This window comes from Pseudomonas sp. p106, from assembly GCF_003936645.1.
GTDB lineage: Bacteria > Pseudomonadota > Gammaproteobacteria > Pseudomonadales > Pseudomonadaceae > Aquipseudomonas > Aquipseudomonas putida_E.
Map to the genome: position 1 here is coordinate 1 of NZ_RHQR01000022.1, position 26,150 is coordinate 26,150.

The 26,150-nt window shown below is 60.5% G+C and carries 20 protein-coding genes; 12 read left to right on the forward strand and 8 right to left on the reverse strand.

Going from position 1 to position 26,150, the window contains the following annotated elements:
* Positions 1 to 100 precede the first annotated feature (100 nt).
* A complete protein-coding gene (locus tag EGJ09_RS22175) occupies positions 101 to 1,834 on the reverse strand; it encodes an IlvD/Edd family dehydratase (RefSeq protein ID WP_115275243.1) in 1,734 nt (577 codons plus the stop codon).
* A gap of 186 nt (positions 1,835 to 2,020) precedes the next feature.
* On the opposite strand from EGJ09_RS22175, the gene EGJ09_RS22180 reads away from it, so the two are divergent.
* The 5 genes from EGJ09_RS22180 to EGJ09_RS22200 all read left to right on the forward strand — a co-directional run bounded on the left by EGJ09_RS22180 (position 2,021) and on the right by EGJ09_RS22200 (position 9,138).
* A complete protein-coding gene (locus EGJ09_RS22180) occupies positions 2,021 to 3,328 on the forward strand; it encodes an MFS transporter (protein ID WP_125924776.1) in 1,308 nt (435 codons plus the stop codon).
* Positions 3,329 to 3,356: 28 nt separating this feature from the next.
* The gene (gene araD1 / locus EGJ09_RS22185) at positions 3,357 to 4,346 is read left to right on the forward strand and encodes an AraD1 family protein (RefSeq protein WP_125924777.1); all 990 of its coding nucleotides are present in this window, start codon (positions 3,357 to 3,359) and stop codon (positions 4,344 to 4,346) included.
* A 164-nt stretch (positions 4,347 to 4,510) separates the two neighbouring features.
* The gene (locus tag EGJ09_RS22190) at positions 4,511 to 6,085 is read left to right on the forward strand and encodes an aldehyde dehydrogenase (NADP(+)) (RefSeq protein WP_125924778.1); all 1,575 of its coding nucleotides are present in this window, start codon (positions 4,511 to 4,513) and stop codon (positions 6,083 to 6,085) included.
* 358 nt (positions 6,086 to 6,443) lie between these two features.
* On the forward strand, positions 6,444 to 7,463 hold the full coding sequence (locus EGJ09_RS22195) for an ABC transporter substrate-binding protein (protein ID WP_125924779.1): 1,020 nt from the start codon (positions 6,444 to 6,446) through the stop codon (positions 7,461 to 7,463).
* A gap of 109 nt (positions 7,464 to 7,572) precedes the next feature.
* Positions 7,573 to 9,138: a phosphoenolpyruvate carboxykinase gene (locus EGJ09_RS22200; RefSeq protein WP_125924780.1), complete on the forward strand. Its 1,566-nt coding sequence runs from the start codon at positions 7,573 to 7,575 to the stop codon at positions 9,136 to 9,138.
* A 59-nt stretch (positions 9,139 to 9,197) separates the two neighbouring features.
* Here EGJ09_RS22200 and EGJ09_RS22205 read toward each other — a convergent pair whose 3' ends face one another.
* The 7 genes from EGJ09_RS22205 to EGJ09_RS22235 form a co-directional block, all read right to left on the reverse strand.
* Positions 9,198 to 10,484: a LysR family transcriptional regulator gene (locus EGJ09_RS22205; protein ID WP_125924781.1), complete on the reverse strand. Its 1,287-nt coding sequence runs from the start codon at positions 10,482 to 10,484 to the stop codon at positions 9,198 to 9,200.
* Positions 10,485 to 10,655: 171 nt separating this feature from the next.
* The gene (locus EGJ09_RS22210) at positions 10,656 to 11,534 is read right to left on the reverse strand and encodes a phosphate ABC transporter substrate-binding protein (protein ID WP_125924782.1); all 879 of its coding nucleotides are present in this window, start codon (positions 11,532 to 11,534) and stop codon (positions 10,656 to 10,658) included.
* Positions 11,535 to 11,562: 28 nt separating this feature from the next.
* Complete coding sequence (locus EGJ09_RS22215) at positions 11,563 to 13,113, reverse strand: acetolactate synthase large subunit (protein WP_125924783.1); 1,551 nt, start codon at positions 13,111 to 13,113, stop codon at positions 11,563 to 11,565.
* A gap of 4 nt (positions 13,114 to 13,117) precedes the next feature.
* Complete coding sequence (locus EGJ09_RS22220; protein WP_125924784.1) at positions 13,118 to 13,975, reverse strand: HpcH/HpaI aldolase/citrate lyase family protein; 858 nt, start codon at positions 13,973 to 13,975, stop codon at positions 13,118 to 13,120.
* A gap of 29 nt (positions 13,976 to 14,004) precedes the next feature.
* Positions 14,005 to 14,850 carry an amidohydrolase gene (locus tag EGJ09_RS22225; RefSeq protein ID WP_125924785.1) on the reverse strand — a complete coding sequence of 282 codons (846 nt, stop codon included), beginning with the start codon at positions 14,848 to 14,850 and terminating at the stop codon, positions 14,005 to 14,007.
* 14 nt (positions 14,851 to 14,864) lie between these two features.
* Positions 14,865 to 15,890 carry an amidohydrolase family protein gene (locus tag EGJ09_RS22230; protein WP_125924786.1) on the reverse strand — a complete coding sequence of 342 codons (1,026 nt, stop codon included), beginning with the start codon at positions 15,888 to 15,890 and terminating at the stop codon, positions 14,865 to 14,867.
* A gap of 17 nt (positions 15,891 to 15,907) precedes the next feature.
* On the reverse strand, positions 15,908 to 16,984 hold the full coding sequence (locus EGJ09_RS22235; RefSeq protein WP_218567557.1) for an ABC transporter substrate-binding protein: 1,077 nt from the start codon (positions 16,982 to 16,984) through the stop codon (positions 15,908 to 15,910).
* Positions 16,985 to 17,101: 117 nt separating this feature from the next.
* Here EGJ09_RS22235 and EGJ09_RS22240 point away from each other — a divergent pair, with 117 nt between their 5' ends.
* The 7 genes from EGJ09_RS22240 to EGJ09_RS22270 all read left to right on the forward strand — a co-directional run bounded on the left by EGJ09_RS22240 (position 17,102) and on the right by EGJ09_RS22270 (position 26,116).
* Positions 17,102 to 18,061 (forward strand): LysR substrate-binding domain-containing protein, encoded by a 960-nt coding sequence (locus EGJ09_RS22240; RefSeq protein ID WP_125924788.1) that lies wholly within the window; start codon positions 17,102 to 17,104, stop codon positions 18,059 to 18,061.
* A 379-nt stretch (positions 18,062 to 18,440) separates the two neighbouring features.
* Positions 18,441 to 19,469 carry a tripartite tricarboxylate transporter substrate binding protein gene (locus EGJ09_RS22245; RefSeq protein WP_125924789.1) on the forward strand — a complete coding sequence of 343 codons (1,029 nt, stop codon included), beginning with the start codon at positions 18,441 to 18,443 and terminating at the stop codon, positions 19,467 to 19,469.
* Between the two features lie 77 nt (positions 19,470 to 19,546).
* Positions 19,547 to 20,500: an amidohydrolase gene (locus tag EGJ09_RS22250; RefSeq protein WP_196997943.1), complete on the forward strand. Its 954-nt coding sequence runs from the start codon at positions 19,547 to 19,549 to the stop codon at positions 20,498 to 20,500.
* 103 nt (positions 20,501 to 20,603) lie between these two features.
* Positions 20,604 to 22,619, forward strand: coding sequence for a tripartite tricarboxylate transporter permease (locus EGJ09_RS22255; RefSeq protein ID WP_125924790.1), 2,016 nt, complete (start codon positions 20,604 to 20,606; stop codon positions 22,617 to 22,619).
* A gap of 129 nt (positions 22,620 to 22,748) precedes the next feature.
* A complete protein-coding gene (locus EGJ09_RS22260; protein WP_125924791.1) occupies positions 22,749 to 23,273 on the forward strand; it encodes a carboxymuconolactone decarboxylase in 525 nt (174 codons plus the stop codon).
* Positions 23,274 to 23,336: 63 nt separating this feature from the next.
* Positions 23,337 to 24,863 carry an aldehyde dehydrogenase (NADP(+)) gene (locus EGJ09_RS22265; protein WP_125924792.1) on the forward strand — a complete coding sequence of 509 codons (1,527 nt, stop codon included), beginning with the start codon at positions 23,337 to 23,339 and terminating at the stop codon, positions 24,861 to 24,863.
* Positions 24,860 to 26,116 (forward strand): MFS transporter, encoded by a 1,257-nt coding sequence (locus tag EGJ09_RS22270; protein ID WP_218567558.1) that lies wholly within the window; start codon positions 24,860 to 24,862, stop codon positions 26,114 to 26,116. The genes EGJ09_RS22265 and EGJ09_RS22270 overlap by 4 nt, the downstream gene beginning before the upstream one ends.
* Positions 26,117 to 26,150: the final 34 nt, after the last annotated feature.

Genomic DNA, 26,150 nt, shown 5'->3' on the forward strand with positions numbered 1-26,150 from the left:
GCCCCCGGCAATATCAGCCTGATGCATGAATTGTGGGGGCGCTGCGCACCCCTTTCGCGACACAAGGCCGCTCCTACCGGGGGGAGGTGTTGAGAGTTGGTTAGTGCGAATGCTTGGGCACCGCCGCGCCACGGCAGCCAACCAGGAAGTCGAAATCGCAACCTTCGTCAGCCTGCATCACATGGTCCAGATACAGCTTCGCATAACCGCCACTGATCAACTGTGGCGGTGCTTGCAGGTCGGCCAGGCGGCCAGCCAGTTCCTCGGCAGAAATGTCCAGGTGCAGCCGGCCTTCCTTGCAGTCCAGCTCGATCCAGTCACCTTCGCGCACGGCTGCCAATGGGCCGCCCGCAGCAGCCTCGGGTGCCACGTGCAGCACTACGGTGCCGTAGGCAGTACCGCTCATGCGGGCGTCGGAGATGCGCACCATGTCGGTCACGCCCTGGGCCAGCAGCTTGGCGGGCAGGCCCATGTTGCCGACCTCGGCCATGCCCGGGTAGCCCTTGGGCCCGCAGTATTTCATCACCAGCACCGAATTGGCGTCCACGTCCAGCTCAGGGTCGTTGATGCGCGCTTTGTAGTCCTCGAAGTTTTCGAACACTACGGCGCGGCCGCGGTGCTGCATCAGCGCTGGGGTAGCCGCCGACGGCTTGAGCACCGCGCCTTTGGGTGCCAGGTTGCCGCGCAGGATGCAGATGCCGCCATCGGCCACCAGCGGTTTGTCGAGCGGGCGGATGACTTCTTCGTCATACAGCGGCGCGGCCTGGCAGTTGTCCCACAGACTCTTGCCGTTGACGGTCAGTGCGGTGGGGTTGGGCAGCAGGCCATGCTCGCCCAGGCGGCGGATGACTGCGGGCAGGCCGCCGGCGTAGTAGAACTCTTCCATCAGGAAGCGGCCCGATGGCTGCAAGTCGACCAAGGTCGGTGTGCCGCGGCCGACGCGGGTCCAGTCTTCCAGTTGCAGGTCTACGCCAATGCGCCCGGCAATGGCCTTGAGGTGGATCACGGCGTTGGTCGAACCACCGATGGCGGCGTTGACGCGGATGGCGTTCTCGAAGGCTTCGCGGGTAAGGATCTTCGACAGGCGCAGGTCTTCGCGCACCATGTCGACAATGCGCATGCCTGACAGATGGGCGAGTACGTAGCGGCGGGCATCCACCGCCGGGATGGCGGCGTTGTGCGGCAGCGAGGTACCCAGCGCTTCGGCCATGCAGGCCATGGTCGAGGCGGTGCCCATGGTGTTGCAGGTGCCCGCCGAGCGCGACATGCCGGCCTCGGCCGAGAGGAACTCGTTGAGGTCGATCTGGCCGGCCTTATAGGCCTCGTGCATCTGCCAGACGATGGTGCCGGCGCCAATGTCCTTGCCTTTGTGCTTGCCGTTGAGCATCGGCCCACCAGTGACCACGATCGCCGGCACGTCGCAGCTGGCGGCACCCATCAGCAGCGCCGGGGTGGTCTTGTCGCAGCCGGTCAGCAGCACCACGGCGTCCACCGGGTTGCCACGGATCGCTTCTTCCACATCCATGCTCGCCAGGTTGCGGGTGAGCATGGCGGTAGGGCGCAGGTTGGACTCGCCGCTGGAAAACACCGGGAACTCCACCGGGAAGCCACCAGCCTCCAGCACGCCTTTTTTGACGTGCTCGGCAATCTTGCGGAAGTGGGCGTTGCACGGGGTCAGCTCCGACCAGGTGTTGCAGATGCCGATGATCGGCTTGCCCTGGAATTCGTGGTCGGGGATGCCTTGGTTCTTCATCCAGCTGCGGTACATGAAGCCGTTCTTGTCGGCGGTACCAAACCATTGGGCGGAGCGCAGGGGGCGTTTGTTATCAGACATAAGCAGGACACCTAATTAGTATTACTATTTGTCGTTATGTGGCTGACTCTAGCGGCTAAAAAGACATCTGTGAAGGGTTGTTGTTTTAAATAGTAATACTATATGATCGATTTGCCAGGTTAGCGGTCTGCCAAAAAGCCCCGGCCAGGTGCTGTGCCCATTACAAGAACAATTGGAGACATCGCCATGATTCAGGAGCAGCGGCTCGTCCGCCTGATCACACTGAAACTCATCCCTTTTCTGGTTCTGCTTTACCTGGTGGCCTATGTCGATCGTTCGGCGGTGGGCTTTGCCAAGCTGCACATGGGCGCCGACATAGGCCTGGGTGACGCGGCATATGGCCTTGGCGCCGGGCTGTTCTTCATCGGTTATTTTCTTTTCGAAGTGCCGAGCAACCTGTTGCTCGACCGCTTCGGTGCACGACGCTGGTTCGCCCGCATTTTGCTGACCTGGGGCGCGATCACTGTCGGCATGGCGTTTGTCACCGGGCCCAACGGCTTCTATGTGATGCGCTTCTTGCTGGGGGCCGCCGAGGCGGGCTTCTTCCCGGGGGTGCTGTACTACATCACCCAGTGGTACCCGGTGCGCCATCGCGGCAAAATTCTAGGCTTCTTCATTCTCTCGCAGCCGCTGGCCATGCTGATCACCGGGCCACTTTCGGGTGCGCTGCTGGGGCTTGAGGGCATCTACGGCCTGCATGGCTGGCAGTGGTTGTTCATCTGTATCGGTACCCCGGCAGTGCTGTTGGCCTGGCCCACCTTGCGCCTGCTGCCGGACGGCCCTGCCAAGGTGCGCTGGCTCAGTGACGAGCAACGCAACTGGCTGCAGGAGCAGTTGGCCAACGACCTGCGCGAGTTCGGCCAGACCCGCCATGGCAACCCGCTGCATGCCCTTAAAGATGGCCGGGTGCTGTTGCTGGCGCTGTTCTACTTGCCGATGACCCTGAGCATCTATGGCCTGGGCCTATGGCTGCCAACGCTGATCCACCAGTTTGGCGGCAGTGACCTGGTCACCGGTTTTGTCTCGGCGGTGCCCTACCTGTTCGGCATCATCGGCCTGCTGATCGTGCCGCGAAGCTCCGACCGCCTGAACGACCGCTATGGCCATCTGGGCCTGCTGTACGCACTAGGTGCCGTCGGCCTGTTCTTCAGCGCCTGGCTGACGGTGCCGGTGCTGCAGTTGGCCGCGCTGTGCCTGGTGGCGTTCGCGCTGTTCTCCTGCACGGCCATCTTCTGGACGCTGCCGGGGCGGTTCTTCTCTGGTGCTAGCGCTGCTGCGGGTATCGCCTTGATCAACTCGATCGGCAACCTCGGCGGTTACCTGGGCCCGTTCGGCATCGGCGCGCTGAAGGAGCACACCGGGCAGCTGTCGTCGGGCCTGTATTTCCTGGCGCTGGTGATGCTGTGCGGGGTGCTGCTCACGGGCGTGGTCTACAACCGCCTGGAGCGCCGCCAGCGCCTGGCTTCCACGCGGGCGGCCGACGCCTCCCGCTAACCTTTGCAACCGACAAGCGAGCACAAGCATGCGACTGATCCAATTCGAAACCGCCGCCGGCGCGCGCCGCGTGGGCGTGGTGGAAGGCGAGTACGCCCTTGAAGTACTGGGCGCCGCCAGCACCCGTGAGCTGGCCCTGCAGGCCATAGCCGCTGGCCGTGACCTGGCCTGCGAAGTGCAGGCCGCCGGGCTGGGCGAGCGCCATGACTACCTGGCCCTGCTGGCCGAAGGCCGCGTACTGCCACCGCTGGACCACCCGGACCCTGCCCACTGCCTGGTGACCGGTACCGGCCTGACTCACCTGGGCAGCGCCGCCACCCGCGACAAGATGCACCAGCAGCAAGCCGAAGGCGCCGTCACTGACAGCATGCGCATGTTCCAGTGGGGCCTGGAGGGCGGTCGGCCGCCAGCGGGCGAGGAGGGCGCGCAGCCGGAGTGGTTCTACAAGGGCGACGGCGGCATCGTCGTGCGCCCCGGCGCCGACCTGCCGCTGCCGGCCTTTGCCGAAGATGCCGGCGAAGAGCCGGAGCTGGTCGGGCTGTACCTGATCGGTAGCGACGGCACGCCATACCGCCTCGGCTACGCCTTGGGCAACGAGTTTTCCGACCATGTGATGGAACGGCGCAACTACCTGTACCTGGCGCATTCCAAGCTGCGCGCCTGCAGCTTCGGCCCGGAGCTGCGCCTTGGGGCATTGCCGGCTCACCTGGAAGGTACCAGCCGCATCCTGCGCGATGGCCAGGTGCTGTGGAGCAAGCCGTTCCTGTCGGGTGAGCAGAACATGTGCCACAGCTTCGAGAACCTCGAGTTCCACCACTTCAAGTACGACCAGTTCCTGCGTGCTGGCGATATCCATGTGCACTATTTCGGCACCGCCACGCTGTCGTTTGCCGACGGCGTTCAGGCTCGCCCGGGCGATACCTTCGAGGTCAGCCTCGATGCCTTTGGCCAGCCGCTGCGCAATGGTATTGGCGCAGCGTCCGGGCAGCGTCGCCCAGGTGTAGTGAAAAGCCTTTGAGCGTGTTGCCGGTCAGTCGATGAAGTCGGGACGGCTGTGCGGTCCATCGCCGGCAAGCCAGCTCCCACAGGTACCGCGCAAACCTCAAGAATTTGCGCGGCCCCTCTACCCTGACTGACCGCCATGCGCCACTGAGCCCTCATTCTTTGTTACAGGAGTCAATCATGTCTGGAAGCAACTTCATTGGCGGCCAGCGCAGCGCTGCCGGCAGCGTACGCCTGCAAAGCCTCGATGCACGCACCGGCGAAGCATTGCCGGTGGTCTTCACCCAGGCCACCCCTGAAGAGGTGGCCGCCGCCGCCCAGGCCGCCGAAGCAGCATTTGCCGAATACAACGCCCTGGCGCCAGAGCGCCGCGCGCGGTTTCTGGAGGCCATTGCCGACCAGCTGGACGCGCTGGACGATAGCTTCGTCGCCACGGTGTGCCGCGAAACTGCGCTGCCGGCTGCGCGCATCCAGGGCGAGCGTGGCCGTACCAGCAACCAGATGCGCCTGTTCGCCAAGGTACTGCGCCGTGGCGACTACCTGGGGGCGCGTATCGACCGCGCGCAGCCACAGCGCCAGCCACTGCCACGCCCTGACCTGCGCCAGTACCGCACCGGCCTTGGTCCGGTGGCCGTGTTCGGCGCCAGCAACTTCCCGTTGGCGTTCTCCACGGCCGGCGGCGACACCGCCGCAGCACTGGCTGCCGGCTGCCCGGTAGTGGTCAAGGCCCACAGCGGCCATATGGCCACTGCCGAGCAGGTGGCTGAAGCCATCGAGCGTGCGGCGGTGGCGACCGGCATGCCCGATGGCGTGTTCAACATGATCTATGGCGCCGGTGTCGGTGAAGCGCTGGTGCGCCATCCGGCGATCCAGGCGGTCGGTTTCACCGGTTCGCTCAAGGGCGGCCGTGCCCTGTGCGACCTGGCCGCAGCGCGCCCGCAGCCGATCCCGGTGTTCGCCGAAATGAGCAGCATCAACCCGGTGCTGGTGTTGCCTGCGGCGCTGCAGGCCCGCGGCGAGCAGGTGGCCAAGGAACTCGCCGCATCGGTGGTACTGGGTTGTGGGCAATTCTGCACCAACCCCGGGTTGGTCATTGGCATTGCCGGTGAAGCGTTCGGCACCTTCGTCGCGGCACTGGCTGCGCAAATGGCCGACCAGCCAGCGCAGACCATGCTCAATGCCGGTACCTTGCGCAGCTATGCCAGCGGCGTACAGCGCCTGCAGCAACACCCGGGCGTGCGCCATCTGGCCGGTGCCGAGCAGGTTGGCGACCAGGCCCGGGCACAGCTGTTCCAGGCTGATGTGAGCTTGCTGCTCAACGGCGACGAGCTGCTGCAGGAGGAGGTTTTCGGGCCAGCCACGGTGGTGGTCGAAGTGGCCGACGAAGCCGAACTGCGTCGCGCCCTGCAAGCCCTGCATGGGCAACTGACCGCCACCCTGATCGCCGAGCCGGAGGACTTCCAGCGCTTTGCCGCGCTGGTGCCGCTGCTGCAGCGCAAGGCCGGCCGCCTGCTGGTCAACGGCTACCCGACTGGCGTCGAGGTGTGCGATGCAATGGTGCATGGCGGGCCTTACCCGGCCACCTCCGATGCCCGTGGTACCTCGGTCGGCACCCTGGCCATCGACCGCTTCCTGCGCCCTGTGTGCTACCAGGACTACCCGGATGCGCTGCTGCCCGACGCCCTGAAAAACGCCAATCCACTGGGCCTGCAACGCCTGGTCGATGGCCAGCACAGCCGTGATGCGCTGAGCTGAGGCAGGGTGCTAGCGCTGGCTCCAGGGCAGGGCTGCCAAGGCATCCATTGCGATAGGGCCCGCGTAGGTGCGGCCTGCTCCTAGATTGCACGCCTTGGCACTCGGGGCTTGAGGCCAGTTGCCCTGGCCCCACTAATGGTAATTGACGCAGCGGGCCGCCTAGCATAGTTAGTACGTCGAGGGCGGCAACGTTGTACGAATGAGGTTATGTTTCCGCCCTGGCCGGTAAGAAATCCAATCTTCAGGACGTTTTTTTTATTAGCGCCGTCAACTGCCACCCCATAGCCTGTCCCTACTGCCTATCGGAGTGATATCCCGGAACTTCCCTGCGCAGTGATGCCATAGGAGGAAACCGTCGATGACCCAAATATTCAACCCCCACCGCCGCCGCTTCTTGCGCAACTCTGCGCTTCTCGGGTTGGGATTTGCTGTCAGTGGCATTGCCGCACCTTATATCGCGCGGGCTGCCGCGCAGATCAGGATCGCCGTCAACCCGGGATTGGAGAATGCAACGTTGACCGCGCTGCTGAACCAGCAGGGCTATCTCAGACAATTCGGTGTTGATGCGCTAGTCGTCGAGGCTGGCGGCGCGACCGGGCCTTTCGATGCTATCGCTGCTGGCGCGGCCGACGTTTGCATGATTTCGGGCTACAACGGGCTGCTGTCGCGTATCGAGCAAGGTGCGCCAGTCAAGGTTGTCGGCGCGGGAATGAAAAAGACGGCGCTGACGGTCTTCGCCAGAGCTGAAGGGATCAAGGGGATTGCTGATCTGAAAGGCAAGACCGTTGCAGTCGGCCCATCCATGGGGTTGTTGCATGTGTTGATGCTGCAGTTGTTGAAAGTAAAGGGTATCGACGCTTCACAGGTCAACTTCGTAGACAAGGGAAGCAATGACCAATGCTATCGGGCCGTCGCCAATGGCGAAGTTGATGCCTGTTGTTCAAGCATTTCTCATCTGAACGACAAGGACGGACTCGTAGTTATTCCCGAGGGTAATTTGTGGCAGGAACTGCCCAAATACACGTTTCAGACGGCCTACGCCTCTGATGCCGCACTCACGGGAAGATACGAGGGGTTGGTCGGCGTGATGGCGGCCTACGGGGCGCTCTACGACTATTTGATGTCGCCGGCAGCGCATGACGCCTTCTTTGACGCACGCCGGCGAGCCGAAAAGAGACTCGACGAAGCTTCGGCACAGGCAGTCTGGGATTTCATTCAAACACAGCGGCCTTATTCCAAGGACTTGTCGCTGAGCGACGAAGACATCGGTTATCAGCAGGACATCTACATCGGCTTGGGAGGCCTGAGCCGAAAGCTGCCTTTCGCGGCCGTCGCCAACATGTCGGCGGCTAGGACCGCAGCGAAATTGATCGGCTGACGAGCTGCCTCGTTCTTTAACCTCGTCACCGCAATGGGGTCGCGTCGGGTCTTGCATCTGCGCGACAGCAACTGCTTGGAAAGTTGGCGTAATGCCAAGGGAACCAGAAATGACCTTAGTAACTGAGTCTGCTATTTACATCAATCCTAGCCGCGCTCGACTGGTTGAAAAAGCGATTGAACGTGGTGAAGGCCAACTCGCTGACTCCGGCGCGCTGGTCGTGACCACGGGTGAGCGCACTGGGCGTTCTCCGCAAGACCGCTTCATCGTCAAAGAATTAAGTACAAGCGAAGAAATCGACTGGGGCAACGTCAATCGACCTTTCGATGCAGACAGGTTTGATGCGCTCTGGGAGCGGGTTGAAGGCTTTCTGGCCGCTAGCGAACAGTTTGTCTCGATGGTTCATGTGGGCGCTGACAAGGACCACTATTTGCCGGTTGTCATGACCACGCAGACAGCCTGGCAAAATCTCTTTGGGCAAAACCTGTTCATTCGACCCGCGGTCTACAACCCCAAGGGTAAAGACGAATGGCAGATCCTCAATGTTGCGGGGTTCCGTTGTATCCCTGAGCGTGACGGTACCCGAACCGATGGTTGCGTCATCATTAACTTCGCCCAGTGCAAGGTACTCATTGCCGGTATGCAATATGCCGGTGAAATGAAAAAAGCCATGTTTTCGGTGCAAAATTTCCTGCTACCCAAAAGTGATGTGCTGCCGATGCATTGCTCAGCGAACGTCGGTGACGACGGCAGCACCACGCTGTTCTTTGGTCTGTCCGGAACCGGCAAGACCACGCTTTCCGCTGACCCTGAACGCTATCTGATCGGTGACGACGAGCACGGCTGGGGCAAGGGGGTTGTATTTAACCTGGAGGGTGGCTGCTACGCCAAGACCATCGATCTGAGCCAGAAGAATGAACCGATCATTTGGGATGCAATACGTTTCGGTGCCCTCATCGAGAACGTCGTGTTGAACGATTCCCGTACAGCGGATTACGTCGACACCCGCCTCACGGAAAATGGCCGTTGCGCATACCCACTGGAGCACGTCGATAAACGTACGAAGGACAATCTGGGTGGCGAACCGCAGGCTATCATTTTTCTGACCTGCGACCTGACAGGCGTGCTGCCGCCGGTGTCGATCCTGAGCAAGGACGCGGCGGCGTACCACTACCTGTCCGGTTACACCGCGTTGGTGGGATCTACCGAAATGGGTTCGGGCGGGGGTATCAAGTCGACGTTTTCCACCTGCTTTGGCGCAGCGTTCCTGCCGCGTGCGGCGCGTGAGTACGCTGATCTGCTGATCAAGCGCATTGAAGAATTCGGCTCCCGGATTTATCTGGTCAACACCGGATGGACCGGCGGCTCATTTGGCACTGGCGAACGCTTCAGCATCCCCACCACTCGTCGGATCATTGCCGCCATTCAGAGTGGCGCCCTCAAAGAGGTTAAGACCGAGTTTTTGCCGGGCCTTAACCTCACGGTTCCGAAGGCCGTCCCGGGCGTGGAGAGCCGACTGCTCAACCCTCGCAATACTTGGGCGGACAAGCAGGCGTACGATGCCACAGCCAGGCATTTGGCCGGACAATTCATTGAAAACTTCAGCCAGTTCAGCGGTATTGATGAACGCATCATCGCGGCGGGCCCGAGTCTGTCTGGATGGCCTGAGCAGTAATCGTCAGTTCGTCAATATCACCAGGGGCGGGTATGCATGAAGCCTGATCCTGGTGTCTTTTAGGCCGATAGACGAAGTGGTCGTGCAGCTACACTTACCGCTCTAAACTTGGTCCGACCGCGCTCCGAACCTGAACGCATGGTGATTTCACGCAAGCCCTCGAGGAAAGCGCTATGTGCCTGCGTCGGCAGCCAATCGCTGCGGGTCGTCACACCCTTGAACAGGGTTTCGTCGAGAAACGGACAGTGCAGTTCGCTCAGTACGCCGAGGTCGAGATCGCACTGTGCCTCGGAGCGTGTCATCAGCGTGATCGAGTCTGAGCCGAGTAGCAGTGCCCGGCTCATGGCCTGGGAAGAGGTTTCCAGGTGAAAGTCCTGGCGCGCTTGCTCTCTATCGAAAATGGCTTCGATCCTGATACGCCGCGGCGTGCCTATAGCGGGCACCACCCACTGGAAAGGTGCAAGCTCGGCGGGTGTGATCTGCGAGCAGTAAGTGAGCGGATGGCCAGGGCGCGTGACCACGCAATATCGGTCGCGGAACAGGATTTCTTCACTGACATCGTTGACCCCGTCAGGTTTGCGCAGCGCCCCGAAGATCATGTCGATGCGGCTGGCGGTCAAATCCGCGAGCAGATTGTGATATTCACCCGAAATGATCCGCACCTTTACCGATGGATAAGCGACCATGAATCGCCTGGTAGCCTCGGCGAGTTCGTGCGAGCCGGACATCGGCAGCGTCCCCACAATCAGTTCAACGCTGCAATCTTGCGCTACTGGCGGGCTTTCATGGCGCGCGAGTTCGAGCTCGCGCATCGCAGAACGAAATTCACGGGCTAGGAAAATGCCGGTTTTGTTAAGGGTTGGGCCTTGCGCACTGCGTTCGAACAACGACGTACCGAGCGCGCGTTCGAGTGTGCGTGCCGAGCGCAGTAGCGACGTGGGTGACAGGCCCACGCGCCGGGCGACATCGCCGAATTGTCGCGGATCGCTGGTGGCGATGAGCGAGCGCAACTGCGTACCGGTGATCAGCCGGTCAACCGGCGGCACATTGCGTTCTTGCCCGTTCCTGGCCGAGCCCAGGACCAGTGTAATCGCGCTGTCGAGGATCTCGAAGAAGCGGTTGATGCGCAGCAGGTATTGCCTGCCTGTCGCCGTCGGATAGCTACCGGTGGCGTGGCGTTCGAAAATTCGCCTGCCAAGCTGCGTTTCAAGTTTGGCTATCGCCTGGGTGACAGTAGGCTGCGAGGCATGGAGCTCGCGCGAGGCACTGCTGACCCCACCCATACTGCCAACCACCTGGAGCATCCGTAAATGACGAAGGTTAGGGGCGTGTACGAACTGGAGCATGATGGCGTCCCGAAGCTAGGGTATCCCTCCGCCCGTTTCCATCGGGACTCGGGTATTGGCCAAAGGCATGTTGGATCAATGCGCCCCGTGCGTCCCGTCAGCGAGACGAATCGGGGCGCAGCAACCTGCCCTGTGCCTCGGTCTATCGACTGATGGCAAATCCGGCAGCGCTTATCCCAGGCTGCCGGTCACGTCGTCGAAGAGTTCGTCAACCGATATGGCGCGCGGAATGATTTTCTGGTCGAGTGCCCAGTCGATCGCGGTTTGCAGCCCTTTGCGGTTGGCCTCGAGCCCCAGGGGCGGGAAGACGGCAGGCACACCGCCTTCGGTGAGCTCGCGGCTTTCGGCGATCATCCGGTAGATCTCTTTCACGGCCTCCGGGTGTTGCCTGGAGATGTCCTGATGAATGGCGAACATATGGTTGATTGGTACGAAGCCTTCGCGTTCGTACCAGGCCTTGGCAGCATTATGCGCATCGGGTACCAGCGTGCGTACACGCGGATCCTTGGGCATGTCCTCGCCAAGCAGAGCCGCATCGAGCTCACCCTCGAGCATCATTTGCGGAATACTGGAACCGGCCGGCAGGCGGATGCAGTTTTGCGGGTCATGGTACTCAGCCAGGTGGCCGTCGCCGAGCGTCATCCAGGTGACCTTGTCGAGGTCTACACCGTACTCGTGGCGCAGTACGCCGCGAATCCAAAGGGCCGTAGTCTGGGAGTAGGTGCGCACACCCACTCGCTTGCCTTCGATGTCCTTCGGGTCGAGTTGGCCGAAGTCGATGTTGAAACCGGCACAATGGTGCTGGAAGCGCCCCGAAATCGGCGCAGGCAGCAGCACGTAAGGTTTGCCGTAAGCTTTGGCTTGCAGGAAGGTAACGATAGCCAGTTCACCGGCATCGAACTTGTTATCCCGCACCATCGCCTTGAAGCCGTTGTGCGCCGGGGTAGGGCCGCAATAGTCAAGCGTGACGAGGTCGGACCTCACTCGTCCATCCTTCATTGCCTTGGTGACCGGATATTCAGCCAGGTTTGTGCGCAGGGTCAGCGCCATGGGAATCTCCCTTTAATTTAGGAATAGTTCAGAGTTTTACTTCGATCAGGCAAGGCCCTGGCTCTCGGGTCGAATTAACCATGGCCTTGTAGAAGCCTTCGGCGGTATCCACGGCGACGCTGGGCACACCCATGCTTTTCGCCATGGCCTGCCAGTCGATGCTCGGACGATCGATGTCAATCATTGAAAGCGCGCGCTCCCCAGGAGTTCCGGCACCCATGTTGGCGTACTCGGCCTTGAGAATGGCGTAGGTGTTATTGGCGAAAATGATCGTCGTGATGTTCAGGTTCTCGCGAGCCTGGGTCCACAGCGACTGAATCGTGTACATCGCGCTGCCGTCACCCACCATGCAGAACACCCGACGATCCGGGCAGGCTAGCGCCGCGCCGGTCGCCACAGGCGTGGCGTAGCCGATGGAGCCGCCCATGTTGTTGATCAGATCATGCGGCTGCGCGCCGACGGTCAGCCCGATCGACTCCCGGCCGGTGGTCAGCGACTCGTCAACCAGGATGCAATGCTCGGGCATGGCCGCTGCCAGCGCATGGGCAATGCTCGTGGGGTTGAGCGCACCGGTCGGAACCGGCGTCTGGATACGCGACTGGACAATCGCGGACGCGCTGGTGGCGCCTAGCGCGTGCAGCAACATATCGAAGGCCAATTCACTGTCCTCGTCAGCCTCGACGAGCTCATGCACCATCGTGCCCTCGGCCTTGAGCAGGCTGGGCTTGTCCGGGTAAGCGAAGAACGCCACCGGCTCCCGAGTCTCGACCGTGATGATGTGCTTGAAATCCTTTAGGAACGCCATGGCCTGTCCAACCGCGTAAGGAATACGCGAGATGGGCACGAAACCCGCGCCGCGCTCGATACGTGCGGTGAAGAACTGAGAGCCCAGTTGAGCACCGGTAGCGGCGGCGACGCGACCGGCCTTTTCCAGCGCCGCGCCCCGCGTTGCCTTGTTGGCCAGGATGATCAGGGTCGGCTCGCCCGAACGTAGCACCCTGGCAACGTGATCGATGCGATCGGCGCTTGGCGTCTTGCGGCTGGCTGCAACAGGCGGCGGCACTACAGGGGCTGCACGGGTCTGCTGCCACGATGTGTCGCCAGGCAGGATTAAGGTAGCGATCTGTCCGGGATGCTGACTCGCCTTGGCCACTGCCTGGGCGGTGTCCCAGGCGATGGAGTCGGCCGATTCCGCACGGCGCACCCAGTGACTTAACGGACGCGCCAGGCCTTCGATATCGGAAGTCAGCGGTGGGTCGTACTTGAGATGTGACGCGGAATGCTCGCCGATGATGTTGACCATGCCCGACGAGGCGCGCTTGGCGTTGTGGATGTTGGCCAGGCCGTTGGCCAGGCCAGGCCCCAGATGCAGAAGCGTTGAGGCTGGCTTGTCCTTCATCCGGTACCAGCCGTCGGCAGCGCCGGTGGCCACACCTTCGTACAAGCACAGCACGCTACGCATCTTCGGGTTGCCGCCGAGGGCCGCGAGGAAATGCATCTCCGAGGTGCCCGGGTTGGCAAAGCAAATGTCCACGTCCTGATCGATCAGGGTCGCGACGAGACTTTCTGCGCCGTTCATCGCATCAGTACCCCGCCAGTTCGCGAGCCTGGCCTACCACGCCGTAGGAGCGTTTGGGTGCCGACAGCAGCACGCGGTAGCCCTCGTCCAGCAAGCGACGATGGTTGTTGGCCGTAACATGCGGGTTGCCGACGATGACGTCGTGCTTTCGGCAGGTCTCCACGATACGGCGCATCGCGTCCTGGACTTCCGGATGCTCGTATTGGCGCGGGAAGCCCAGTTCCTGACTCAGGTCGCCTTCGCCGATCATGATGAAACCGATGCCGGGTACGTTGGCGAGAATGTCGTCCAGGTTCTCGATGGCCTGTGTGCTCTCGCACATCAGGCCCACCAGGATTTCGCCCTGTGGCGCCAGAGGCCAGACGTCGGCCTTCTCGTAGTACTCGGCCATCGTCAGGCCCCAATAGCGCGCTGCGTTGGCCGGGCCGTCGCCGCGTACGCCCTTGGGTTCGTAGAGCGCTGCGCCTTTCGGGCGGGCATAACGGCAAGAGGCGACGGCATTGTAGGCTTGCTCGACGGTGGCTACGTGCGGCCAGATCACGCCGTAGCAACCGCGGTCCAGCACCTGCTTCGCGAAGGTCTGATTCATCTCGATGCCGTTGGCCGGGATGCGTGCGATCGGTGTCACCCGAGGTGCTACCGAGCCCGATTCGGCGATCTGCTTGCGGCTCAGCATGTATTGCAGCGAGTCGCCGAGGGCGCTGACATCGTACGGGTTGTGCTCCATCTCATAGACGATGCCATCGTAAGGAGAGTCGCTCATTTCTATAGCGGTCTGCTTGTCCAGCTTGGCGAAGGCCATGTAGGCGGGCTTGCCGGACTCGAGTGCGCCAATAATACTGTTGAGACGTGTGTTGCTCATGTTCACTTCCTCATGAAATTGATTCAACCTCAGCGCAATGCCGGATACAGCGTTTGCGCGGTCTTGCCGAAGATCCAGGCGCGATCCTCGGCGGAGAGACAGGCCAGGCCCTTCTCGGCGATCGCCAGAATCTCCTTGAGGGTGCCGGGCGAGGTGGGGAAATTGGAGCCCCAGGCCATGCGTTGCGCGCCGAACGCTTCAACCACTCTGGGAAAAAAGGTCTCGGCGCTGGCCTTGTCCTTTTCCACGTCGCCGAAGATGCGTGGCGTCAGCTTCAGGTAAATGTTGGGCAGGTCGGCGAGGGCGAACAGGCCGGCGGCGTTGGCGTAGGGAGGGCCATCGAGTACGTCGGGACGACCGAGGTGATCAAGGATGATGTTTACCCCGGGGAATTTCTCGGCCAGCATGCGCACATAAGGCAAACCGGTCGGACCGGTCTGGATGCACATCGGCAGGTTTTGCTCCGCGAGCATTTCCCAGGCCTTGAAGGACTTGGGATTATCGAGCTCGCTGGGGTCAAAGTCTTTGGTTGAGCCGCCAGTGAAGATGCGCAGGCCGGCGAGGCCCTTGTCGACCCAGGACTTGATCACGGTGGGCACATCGTCGGCCAGCATGTCCACCGAACCAACGGCGACGAGCCGATCCTTGTACTGGTTGCAGCCATCGATCACGTAACTGTTGTCGAAGCCATAGGTCGTCGAGGAGTGCACGATAGCGGCTTTGGCGACGCCGGCTTCGTCCATGGCGGCGACCAGTGTTTCAACGGTGCTTGGACGTTCTTGCGACCAGTCCGAGCGCTTGCCAAACAGCGGTGCGGGAGGGTAGCGCTTCTCGTCGTCCGAGATGATGTGAGGATGGATATCGATAATGTTCATGCTCTGCCCCTGCGTTACTTGCCTTTGGCCTTCAAATGCTTATCGAGACGCGGATAGACACGCCGGACATTGCCTTCGAAGATTGCGTGGCGGTCCTCATCGGTGAGCGCCGTGCATGCATCCAGGTACCGCTTGGTATCGTCGAAATACTGGTCGGTGTCCGGGTCCTTGCCGCGCACGGCGCCAACCATTTCCGAGCCGAACAGCACGTTGCTGGTGGGCACGACTTTGGTCAGCAACTCGACGCCCGGGTGGTGGTAGACGCAGGTGTCGAAGAAGATGTTATCGAGCAGACCTTCGAGAGGACGCTTGGCCATTTCTAGCGACATGCCGCGATAGCGACCCCAGTGGTAGGGCACCGCGCCGCCGCCATGGGGGATCACCAGGCGAAGCGTCGGGAAGTCCTTAAACAGGTCGCTTTGCAGCAGTTGCATGAACACCGAGGTGTCGGCGTTCAGGTAATGCGCACCGGTACCGTGATGGCAGGGGTTGCACGAAGCGGCGACGTGAACCATGGCCGGTACGTCCAGATCGCACATTGCCTCGAAAAGCGGGTACCACTCGCGGTCTGTGATAGGAGTGCCGGTCCAGTAGCCGCCGCTCGGATCGGGGTTCAGGTTGCAGCCGACAAAACCCATCTCTTCCACGCAGCGGCGCAATTCGGCAACGGAGTTCTTCGGTGGCGCCAGCGGCGATTGCGGTAGCTGGCAGACCGGCACGAAGTTGTCCGGGTAGATGTCGCAGACACGGCGCACCAGATCGTTGGATACTTCGGCCCATTCCAGGCTGGTGCGCTCGTTGCCCAGGTGGTGGCTCATCAGGCCGGCGATCGGCGAAAACAGTGTGAGGTCGCCGCCGCGTTCTTTCTGCAGACGCAGTTGACCGTTGCCGACACCTTCACGGATCTGCTCGTCGGTCACATGGGCGCCAGTCAGCGGCGGCGCGTTGAGCGGGTCGTCGGCGAACTCGATCTGTTTGGCGCGCCAGTCACGGAACGAAGCGGGTACGGTCGTGAAATGACCGTGGCAATCAATAATCATAATCGGCTCCGGCAAACTCAGGCTTGGGGATCAACGAACAGCTCGTCCATGGACATACGACGCGGTGTCAGGCCCTGCTTGAACGCGGTCGACTCCAATGCCTCGATGGTCTTGCGATTGGCCTCGATGCCGTAAGGCAGCGGGTCGTGGCCGACGACTTTGCGCAGCTCGAGGTACTTTTTGTCGGTTTCGCTGGTGGCATCGCCGCTATCGAGGCGGGCGAGGTAATCCTGTTTGGCCTTCTCGAAAGCGTCATAAATGGACTTGGCCACCCACGGGTGCTCGGCAAGAATCGAATCCTTTACCACGATGGTGCCGTGCATTGGGTAGACACCGGTCCGCGCGTAGTATTCAGCTTCGATTTCTGCCGCATTCGGGAACAGATCGGGATAATCAGCTTCGACTTCTTTCCAGCCGTCAGTAGGGTTGCCAGTGCGGCCGATACCCGCGTTGGCGCCGAACCCTGCAACCAGTTCGCCGTCGGCCATCATGTCGGCCAGTGGGCGGGTGGCGTGGATAACGTTGGATGGCAGCTTGAGCTGTGTCACATGCTCTTCGTCGTCGACAACCCAGGTAACCTTGCTTGAATCGAGACCGTACTCATCCATCAGTACCTGGCGCGTCCACACGCCAGTGGTCACCGAGTAGGCGCGCACGCCGACCTTCTTGCCTTCCAGGTCTTTCGGTTCTTTGATGCCGGCTTCTGGGCGAACCAGCAGGCCGGAGTGATGGAAACGGCGCACCACAAAGATCGGAAGGGCGACAAAAGGAGCACCATAGGCGCGGGCAATGATGTAAGTGGTCGGGGCGATTTCGCAGACGTCGAATTCGACATCGCGCACCATGCGACGGAAAGCGGCGATCTGTGGTTTGACGGTTACGAATTCGGCATCAACGCCTTCGATTTTGATGGCGCCGCTACGGATCGCTGCGGTGTGTGGATGGTCGGCGATAGCAATCTTGAGATGAACTGACATTGATCGTTCCTGAGTGGTGATTTTTGTCAAACGACTACTTGCAGAGATGTGGTCCAGACTCTGAGTGGAAGTAGCGCCAAGGTCTGTGCGGGCCTTGAAGGGCAACAGAGCATCCACCGGGCTGCCTGGTAGGGCAGTGGACGCATCCGTATGTTGCTCGTGAGTTGCCCACCGGTCGATTGAGTAAAAATGGGTTAGGCTTAACGAAATGGTAAAGCTGTTGAGGGTCACTCTATGGCAGAGTTTGACTGGTACCTGCAGGTCAACTTGAAGGCGCGGCATTTGCGGCTGCTCGTGGCGATCGACACTTACCGCAATCTGACCCAGGTGGCCGAGGTCACCCATGTGACCGTGCCTGCTGTGTCGAAGTCTTTGGCCGAACTCGAGCGGGGGCTGGGGCTCGCATTGTTTTCGCGTACGACCCAGGGCTTGATGCCTACACCCTATGGCGACTGTCTGATTCGGCATGCACGTTCCATGTTGACGGTCCTGCATGACGCCCGCGACGAGCTCAAGGCCTTGAGTTCGGGGGCGGAGGGCAAGATTCGAATCGGCATGCTGCCGGCCTCCGCCTCGGTGCTTTTGCCCCAGGCGTTGAACCTTCTCAAGCAGCGATCGCCCAGTACTAATGTGACGGTGATCGAAAGCACTACAGAGTTTCTGCTGCCCGAGCTCTGGCAAGGCCGCCTCGATTTGGTGGTGGGCCGCTTACCTCCCCCTGATACGCTCGGCAGCTTCGAAGAAGAAGAGTTGCTAGAGGAGCCGGTGGTGCTGATGACGGGTCTGCATCACCCATTGGCCCGCAAAAAGAAAGTGGAGTGGTCGGATCTGAGTCCTTATCCCTGGGTGTTGCCGCCGCCCGGCTCGCTGCTACGTGATCCACTGGAGCGGGTGTTGGAAGCGAATGGCGTACCCTTGAGCAACAACTACATCGAGACGCTTTCGATTCACGTCGTACGCGCGCATCTGCAAGTCTCGGATTCCATCGCGGTAATGGCAGGTTCGATCGCTACTGATCCCATTCAACCCCTTCATGTGTTGCCGTTGAGCCTGCCTCGAGTGGTTCGACCGGTCGGCGTACTGTGGAATCGCAACCGTGGCCTGACACCCAGTGCACAGCTCATGGTGTTGTGCCTGGAAGAGACGGCCCGGTTTCGGTTGGCAAGCCTGGGCGATCAATCGAGCGCGCAGTAAGGCTCTGTCAACATGGATGACAGCGCCCGGCTCAGGCTTCGCCGCGTGCGGAGGTACCTTGTGAAACTCCTCGCAGATTATCCATAACACCGGGCCGACGGTTATCCCGGCACATCTCGCGCTTTAACGTGGTAGTCAACTGCCGGGTGTCGTCATTGCAACTATGCCTGCGGTTAACCATTTGCTTAAACCGCGGGTAGCTTTTCTCAATAGACACTTTAGTGGCGCGCCGACAACATCTCGACACGCCTGTTCTGCGAAGAAGACTGCCCGATAGGCCTGGGCATCACGGTTTGAAAAACCGAACAGCTGAACCGACCTCACGAAGGGTGATGGCGTATTCCTATCCAATTACAATTACTAGTAGGAGGCAAAGGCCATGGGTACTCCCCGCCGAGCCGCATTGTTCGGTTTTGCGCTCACAGCTGCCACGTTCATTGCCGGACCGGCTTTTGGCCAGTCAGTAGAAGAATTCTATAGTGGCAAAGCGCTCACACTGGTCGTCAGTGCCGATGCAGGCACGCCGACGGACACGTTTGCGCGCCAGTTCGCGCGTTTCTTTGCACAACATATTCCCGGCAAGCCTATACCGGTCGTACAAAACGTCGTAGGGGCGGGAGGGATGGTGGCGGCAGCTTCGCTGCAGGCCACACAACCCAAGGACGGTTCTGTTGTCGGCTTCCTGCAGCGCAATAATCTCTACGCACCGCTGCTGGAGTCGAAGAGTAGCTTTGATCCTCGGCAAGTCACCTGGCTCGGCAGTCTCGACAAGGTCAACTACACCCTGGTCGCGATGACCCACTCCGGGGTGATAACGGCAGATGACCTCTTCAAGAAGGAACTGATCATTGGTGCAACCGGCTTCTCTGGTGAGAACCGGATCCTGCCAGCAATGCTCAACGAATACGCTGGTACCAAGATGAGGATCGTTTCCGGCTATACCGGTCGCAGCGAAGTCTACCTGGCAATGCAGCGCGGCGAAGTCGATGGCTGGGCCTCGACGATCGATGGGCTGCAAACAGGCGAGCCAGCGCGAATGATTGCCGATGGCCGGATGAAGGTACTGTTGCATATGGGCTGGGAGACAGATCCGAATTACCCGGATGCGCCGAGCCTGAGTGCCTACATAACGGATCCCGACACCAAGGCGTTGTTTGATTTCTTCGTTTCTCCGTTTGAGGCAGGGCGGCCCCTCGCCGTACCAAAAGGTGTTCCTGAAGATCGGCTCGCCGCGTTGCGAACGGCTTTTTCCGAGACAGTCGCGGACCCTGAGTTCATCAAGTCAGTGCAAAGTGCCGGCTTTCCGGTCAATGCCATTGACGGGGCTGCGGTGGAGCAAATCATCAGCAAGCTCTTCGCAACACCCGACTCGGTTATCAAGAAAGCACGCAAGCTTCGTAATCGCTAACCCTGAATTACATACAGTCTGAAAAGGCGCGCCGGTGTCGCCCAACGGCCCTCGTGTGCGCCATCAAGTCAGCTCTGATGTCAAAAACAAAAGGTCATGATCCTTTCGAGGAGCAATGGCAGCAAATCGTCAAGAGGTTCAGTCAAATGACGCCGGAAATCATCGACATTCACCCGCACATCATTTCAACAGACACTGCCTTGTATCCGATTGCTCCGCAAAGCGGGCATCGTTCCAAGTGGTCGTCCTCGCGTCCGGCCACGTTCGAACAGTTGGTCCAGCAAATGGATGAAGCTGGGGTTGCCAAGGCGGCGATCGTCCATTCTTCGACCACCTACGGCCACAACAACGCTTACGTGGCTGACTCCGTGGAAAAACAACCGAAGCGCTTCACCGGTGTTTATTCCTTTGATCTGCTGGCGCCCGATGCACTGCAGACGTTCGACTACTGGCTGGCTCACGGTATGGGCGGCATTCGCCTATTTACTGGCGGCGCGACACATCAGACCGACGGGAGTTGGCTGGTCAACCCGCAGACCTTCCCGATCTGGCAGCGCTGCGCCGAGATCGGCATGACCATTGTGATCCAGACCACCCCGTCCGGTTTGAATATGGTGGCCGAGCTGGCCGAGCGGTTTCCGAGCGTGAGGATCGCCCTTGATCACTGCGGGCGTCCGGACCTGGAGGGTGGCGCGCCCTATGCCGCCTGCGCCGGCTTGTTCGACCTGGCGAAATACCCGAACGTCTATCTCAAGATTACACCGAAGACCTTCGAATTGGCGCAGGCAGCACCGGGCGGAAGTGAGGCGTTTTTCCCGCATCTGGTCAAGGTATTCGGTGCCGATCATCTAGCCTTTGGATCGAACTATCCGGCCTCGGAAGGACCGTTGAAAAATTTGATCGAACAGGGGCAAGCCTGTTTCGCAGCGTTGAGCGAAGAGGAGCGTGCCTGGATTTGGGGACGAACGGCGAAGGTCCTTTATCCGGGCCTTGCCGATCAGGAAGCGCCAGTGCTTTCCAAACTTGGGTGATGCCGTACGACGCTCGCCGGGATGAAACGCCTGGCAAGCAATGTGGCCATCTTCAAGCCTTGCTGACTCTCAGAGTGAGCTTGCCCACTTATCAGGGTGCATTATGGATTTCCTTTTCGATTCTGCAACGCTGTCGGCAGCTGGTCACGCGCTATCGCTGATCATGTCGGTCGACCGCTTAGTGTTTGTCGTCCTCGGTGTGTTAGTTGGTATCGCTATCGGGCTGGTTCCAGGCATTGGTGGCCTGACCGGCTTTGCACTACTAGTGCCGTTCACCTATACCATGGACCCGATCGCAGCCATAGGTATGTTGCTCGGCATGCATTCGGTGACTGCGACCTCGGATGTCTTGGGAGCGGTGCTTCTGGGCGTGCCAGGGAGCGCGGCCTCGCAAGCGACCGTGCTCGACGGATTACCGATGGCTAAGCGCGGCGAGGCGTCGCGCGCGCTGAGTGCGTGTTACACGTCTTCGCTGCTAGGGGGATTGATCGGGGCGTTCATCCTCGCCGTGTCTCTGCCAATGGTGCGACCGCTGGTCCTCTCGATAACGACGCCGGAAATGCTGGCGCTAACCATTTTTGGGGTCACGATGGTGGCGGTGCTTTCAGGTAACGCACCGCTAAAAGGGGTGGTCGCCGCTTGTTTCGGCATTCTGATCGGCATGATTGGCACCAACGTCCAGACCGGCCAATTGCGCTGGACCGGTGACCTGCTCTATCTGGAGGAGGGCTTGCCGATCTTGCCGGTGTTGCTTGGTGTTTTCGCGCTGCCTGAGCTTTGTGATCTTGCAATCAAGCGTGCAACGATCAGCAATCAGGCGGCTGTTGGGGGCTTCAAAGGGATGGGCCTGGGCATCAAGGACACCCTGCGCAACTGGTTCCTGGTAATTCGTTGTGCGGGCATCGGCGCGTTCTGCGGCGCAGTCCCGGGTATCACGGGAGCGGTGACTGACTGGATCGCTTATGGTCATGCGTTGCAGACCGTAAAGGGTGCCAAGGAAACCTTCGGTAAGGGTGATGTGCGTGGTGTGATTGCCCCCGAGTCAGCGAATAACGCAAAGGAAGGCGGGATGCTCGTGCCGATGCTTGCTTTCGGCTTGCCCGGTGGCGCAGCACAGGCGATTTTACTTGGTGCGTTGATGATCCACGGGTTTAATCCAGGACCCGAGATGTTAACCAAGCATTTGGACCTGACTTATTCCATGGTCTGGTCGATCGCGCTTGCCAACATTTTTGGTGCGGGACTTTGCTTCCTGTTCAGCGGCCAGTTTGCCAAAGTCGCGTCGCTTCGTTATTCGCTTATCCTGCCGGTCATCATTCCGGTGGTGCTGGTCGGTGCTTTCCAAGGTTCGCGTAGCTGGGGCGATTTGTTCGTACTGCTGATTGCCGGGCTGATCGGCTGGATCATGAAGCGTCAAAAATGGCCGCGCCCGCCACTGATCCTCGGCTTGGTACTTGGCCTGCTCATCGAACGCTACATGTCGATTTCGTTCATGCGCTATGACTCGGCCTGGTTGATGCGGCCGGGTGTGATGGTCCTGCTCACTCTCTCCACGCTCATCCTGTTGAGCCCGCTGTTCAAGTTGATGAAAAAAGGCGCGTTCTCGCAGATGCTGCACCGGCCGGAAGGCGCGAAGATCGCCTTCAAGCTCGAAGACCTCACGCATGTGGCCTTCATCGGCGTAGGGCTGTTCATGTTGGTGACTGCGCAGAAGTGGAACTTCCTGGCTTCGATCGGGCCGACCGTAGTCTCGACTGCGCTCATCATCGCTTGCGTGATCAGCCTTGCATACAAGGTGTTCGTCACCTCGACTCACCCGACCAGGGTTATCAGCGGTGTGCATATGGACGCTGCGAGTGACCACGGCGATCTGTCCAACAAGGTAGTGATCACACGAGCAATGAGGTTCTTCGGCTGGTTTATCGCCTTTCTCGCTTCCACAGCACTGATCGGTATGTTGCCGACGGTACCGCTGGTGGTCATAGGTTTCATGCGCTTCGAAGGCCGCGAGAGCTGGCGTCTAAGCCTGATCCTGGCGGTCTGCGTGACGGCATTCCTGTATGCAGTGTTTGACCGGCTGTTGCACATCGCCTGGCCGACCAGTCTCCTCGGTTTTTGATGGGTAACTACCAGACTGATTAAGAGCCTGCAGGACAAAGCCGCGCACAAGGACGTGTGCAACAGGCTGTCAATGGAGCACTGACGTGCAGTCCTGCCTTGGCATCCATTTGCGGAAGGAGTGAGAAAGATGAATCGATTGGAACCTGTAGATTCGACGAGTGCCAGTGATAAACAACAGCAAGTCATCGCCAGGCTGGGCGAAGGACGCGGACGGATTCCTACGCCGTTCAACATCTGGCTGCACAACCCGCACCTGGCCGAGGGAATGGAGATCATCGGCACACATGTTGACTGCTCGCCTGTGCTGAGCGAGGTCGAGAGCGAAGTGGCTATCCTATCCACAGCGGTCTTCTGGAGCGCGCCGTACGTCATCGCCAACCATCGCAAGCACGCGCTCAAGGCCGGCGTTCCAGAAGCAGTTGTCGGTGCCATCCTCGAAAAGCAGCGACCCGAATCGAGTGATGAGCGCCTTGCCCTGATCTGTGATGCGGTCAGCGACATGCTCGCGGGTGGCGTGATCGACGACGCGCGGTTCTATCGTTATGAAGCCGATTTGGGCCGAGCTGTGATTGCAGAGTTGCTGATCACCATCGGGTATTTCACCTCGGTATCGTTGGCCATGAGCCTGCATGCGCTTGAACCAAAAGGCTGACATCTGTTCAACGGCATTTCGCGCACTAGTCCCCTAATACCTACTTGAATAAAGGATGCCCCCATGAGCGTCGTATCTTCTTTCGTCCCCCACGGGCAGCACTTCATCGCGGGTAAGCAGATTGCAACACAGGCGCAGTTCAGTTCCGCGCCGGCCCATGGTCCCGCGCATTCCTTCTCGGTGGGCACGCCTGCACTGGTCGATGAGGCCTGTCGTGCAGCCGAGGAGGCTTTCTGGTCGTTTGGCTACAGCTCACGTGAGGACCGCGCAGTCTTTCTGGAAGCCATCGCGGATGAGGTCGAGGCGCGCGCTGACACGATCACCGAGATCGGCGCCCAAGAAACCGGCCTGCCTGTCGCCCGGCTCATCAACGAGCGCGGCCGCACTGTAATGCAACTGCGACTGTTTGCTGCACATATCCGTAAGGGTGACTATCTGGATCGGCGCAACGACACCGACTTGACTCACCCACAATCCGCGTCGACTCCAAAGCTGCGGTTGATGCAGCGGCCGATTGGCCCTGTCGCGGTCTTCGGCGCCTCGAACTTCCCGCTAGCATTCTCTGTAGCAGGGGGCGATACCGCCTCGGCGCTTGCAGCGGGTTGTCCGGTGGTGATCAAGGGGCATTCGGCGCATCCCGGCACAAGCGAAATCGTCGCGCAAGCCGTCGTTGCGGCCGCCGCTCGTTGTGGCGTGCATCCGGGTGTCTTCTCACTCGTGCAGGGCGGACGACGTGATGTGGGCGAGGCACTCGTCCAGCACCCGCTGATTCGTGCCGTGGGGTTCACCGGGTCACTTGGCGGTGGCCGCGCGCTGTTCGACCTGTGCATGGCACGTCCCGATCCGATCCCGTTCTTTGGCGAACTGGGTTCGGTCAATCCGATGTTCCTGCTTCCTGCTGCTCTTGCCGCGCGTGGCGAGGAGATCGGTGCGGGCTGGGCCGCTTCGCTGACTATGGGCGCGGGGCAATTCTGCACCAATCCTGGTATCGCAGTGGTGATACGGGGTGCCCACGGTATCGATTTTGCCGAAGCCGCCCGTTCTGCGCTGAGCCAGACTCAACCGCAGGTAATGCTGACCGACGGTATTGCTGCAGCCTACCGCGGCGGACGCGACCGCGTTGCAGCGCAATCGAGTGTGCGCTCGCTGCTGACGTCGTCCTGCGATCAGCGTAACGCCACGCCCAATCTGTTCTGCGTGACTGCTCAGGAATGGCTCGGCAATCACGCGCTCGCTGAAGAGGTTTTTGGTCCGCTCGGACTGATCGTTACGGTGGAAAACCTGGCAGAGATGCGCGAGGTTGCCAACACCCTCCTTGGGCAATTGACCGCGACCCTTCACATGGATGAGGCGGATACCGAGATCGCCCGTAGCCTGCTGCCAATCCTTGAGCGTAAGGCCGGTCGAGTACTAGTCAATGGGTTCCCGACGGGCGTTGAAGTCTGTGATGCCATGGTCCACGGTGGCCCTTATCCGGCGTCCACCAACTTCGGCGCCACCTCGGTCGGCACGCTTTCCATTCGCCGCTGGTTACGTCCCGTGTGCTACCAGAACCTCCCTGAAAGTGTGTTGCCGAAGGATCTGCAGTGACATCGGCAAAAAAAACCATGCTCGATACCAAGCGCCTTCCGGCGCCACTTCGTGTGCTCATTGGCAGTCAGTTCGGCCTGTTCTTCTTGGGTAACAACCTGTCCCTGGTCGGCACCTGGATGCAGCGGCTCGCCTGTGGGTGGCTCGTCTGGCAGTGGACCCATTCCGCTTTCTGGCTCGGCATTCTTGCGGCCGGAGATTTGCTGCCTGGCATGGTCATCGGCCCATTTGCCGGGGTAGTTGCCGACCGATGGAACAGGCTGAGGCTGAACATGTATGCGCAGATTGCCTCAGCCGTGCTGGCAGTACTCACGGCAGTCCTGATAGCCATGGACGAACTGGGCCTGATCGGCTTGGTGCTGTTGATCACCGCGCAAGGCACACTTGCAGCGGCTATTCAGCCAGCTCGCCTGGCCATGGTCCAACAGATGGTCCCGCGTGAGCAAACGGGCACGGCCGTGGCCCTTAGTTCGGTGAGCGTTAACCTAGCGCGTCTCGTTGGGCCTGCGGTCGCGGGAATAATGATCCTTAAAATGGATATTTCATGGGTGTTCATTATCAATGCGCTGTTCACCTTGATCCTAGTCATCATCCTTACCCGGCTGCGACTCGCACCCCAACGGATTCCTCCTCGTGCCCACAGCTTTTTCAGTGAGATGATTGAAGGGTTTACCCACATTTTGCGCGACCAGGCGCTATGGCTGATCTTGCTCGTGATGTTGTGTGGAGGCTCCATGGTGCGGGCAATGATGGAGCTGATTCCGGCCATCGCCGCCGGGACCTTTTCCGGCGACGCCACAGGCCTTGCTGTTCTAACCGGCGCGGGCGCCTTCGGTGCCGTGGCGTCGGGGTTGGCCATGGGGCCTGGCAGGGCACCGCATCTGCTTTACGGAATACTGCCGTGGTGGGGGATCGGTGCGGTAGCCGCTATTGTGCTGGCGCAATCGCAGAGTTCGGCCATTGCTGTGGTCGCGGCCATGGTGATCGGTTTTACGGTCACCCGCAGTCTTGTGTCGACCCAGATATTCGTGCAGCTGACCACCCCGGAACGGTTGCGCGGACGCGTGTTGAGCGTGCACGGCCTCATCGCCCGTGGAAGCCCGGCTATTGGCGCTTTGATTATCGGCTTCGCCGCTGACCGGATAGGTCTTACCCTTACTGTGGAAGTGTCCTCGGGCGTGTTGATTGTTTTATTGCTGGCCCTCGTCCCGATGATAAGCCGCGCTGCGCTGGGGGTGGAGGAGGCTGCCTAAGGGCTTGGCCAGCATCCTCGCCATCATCTTCAGC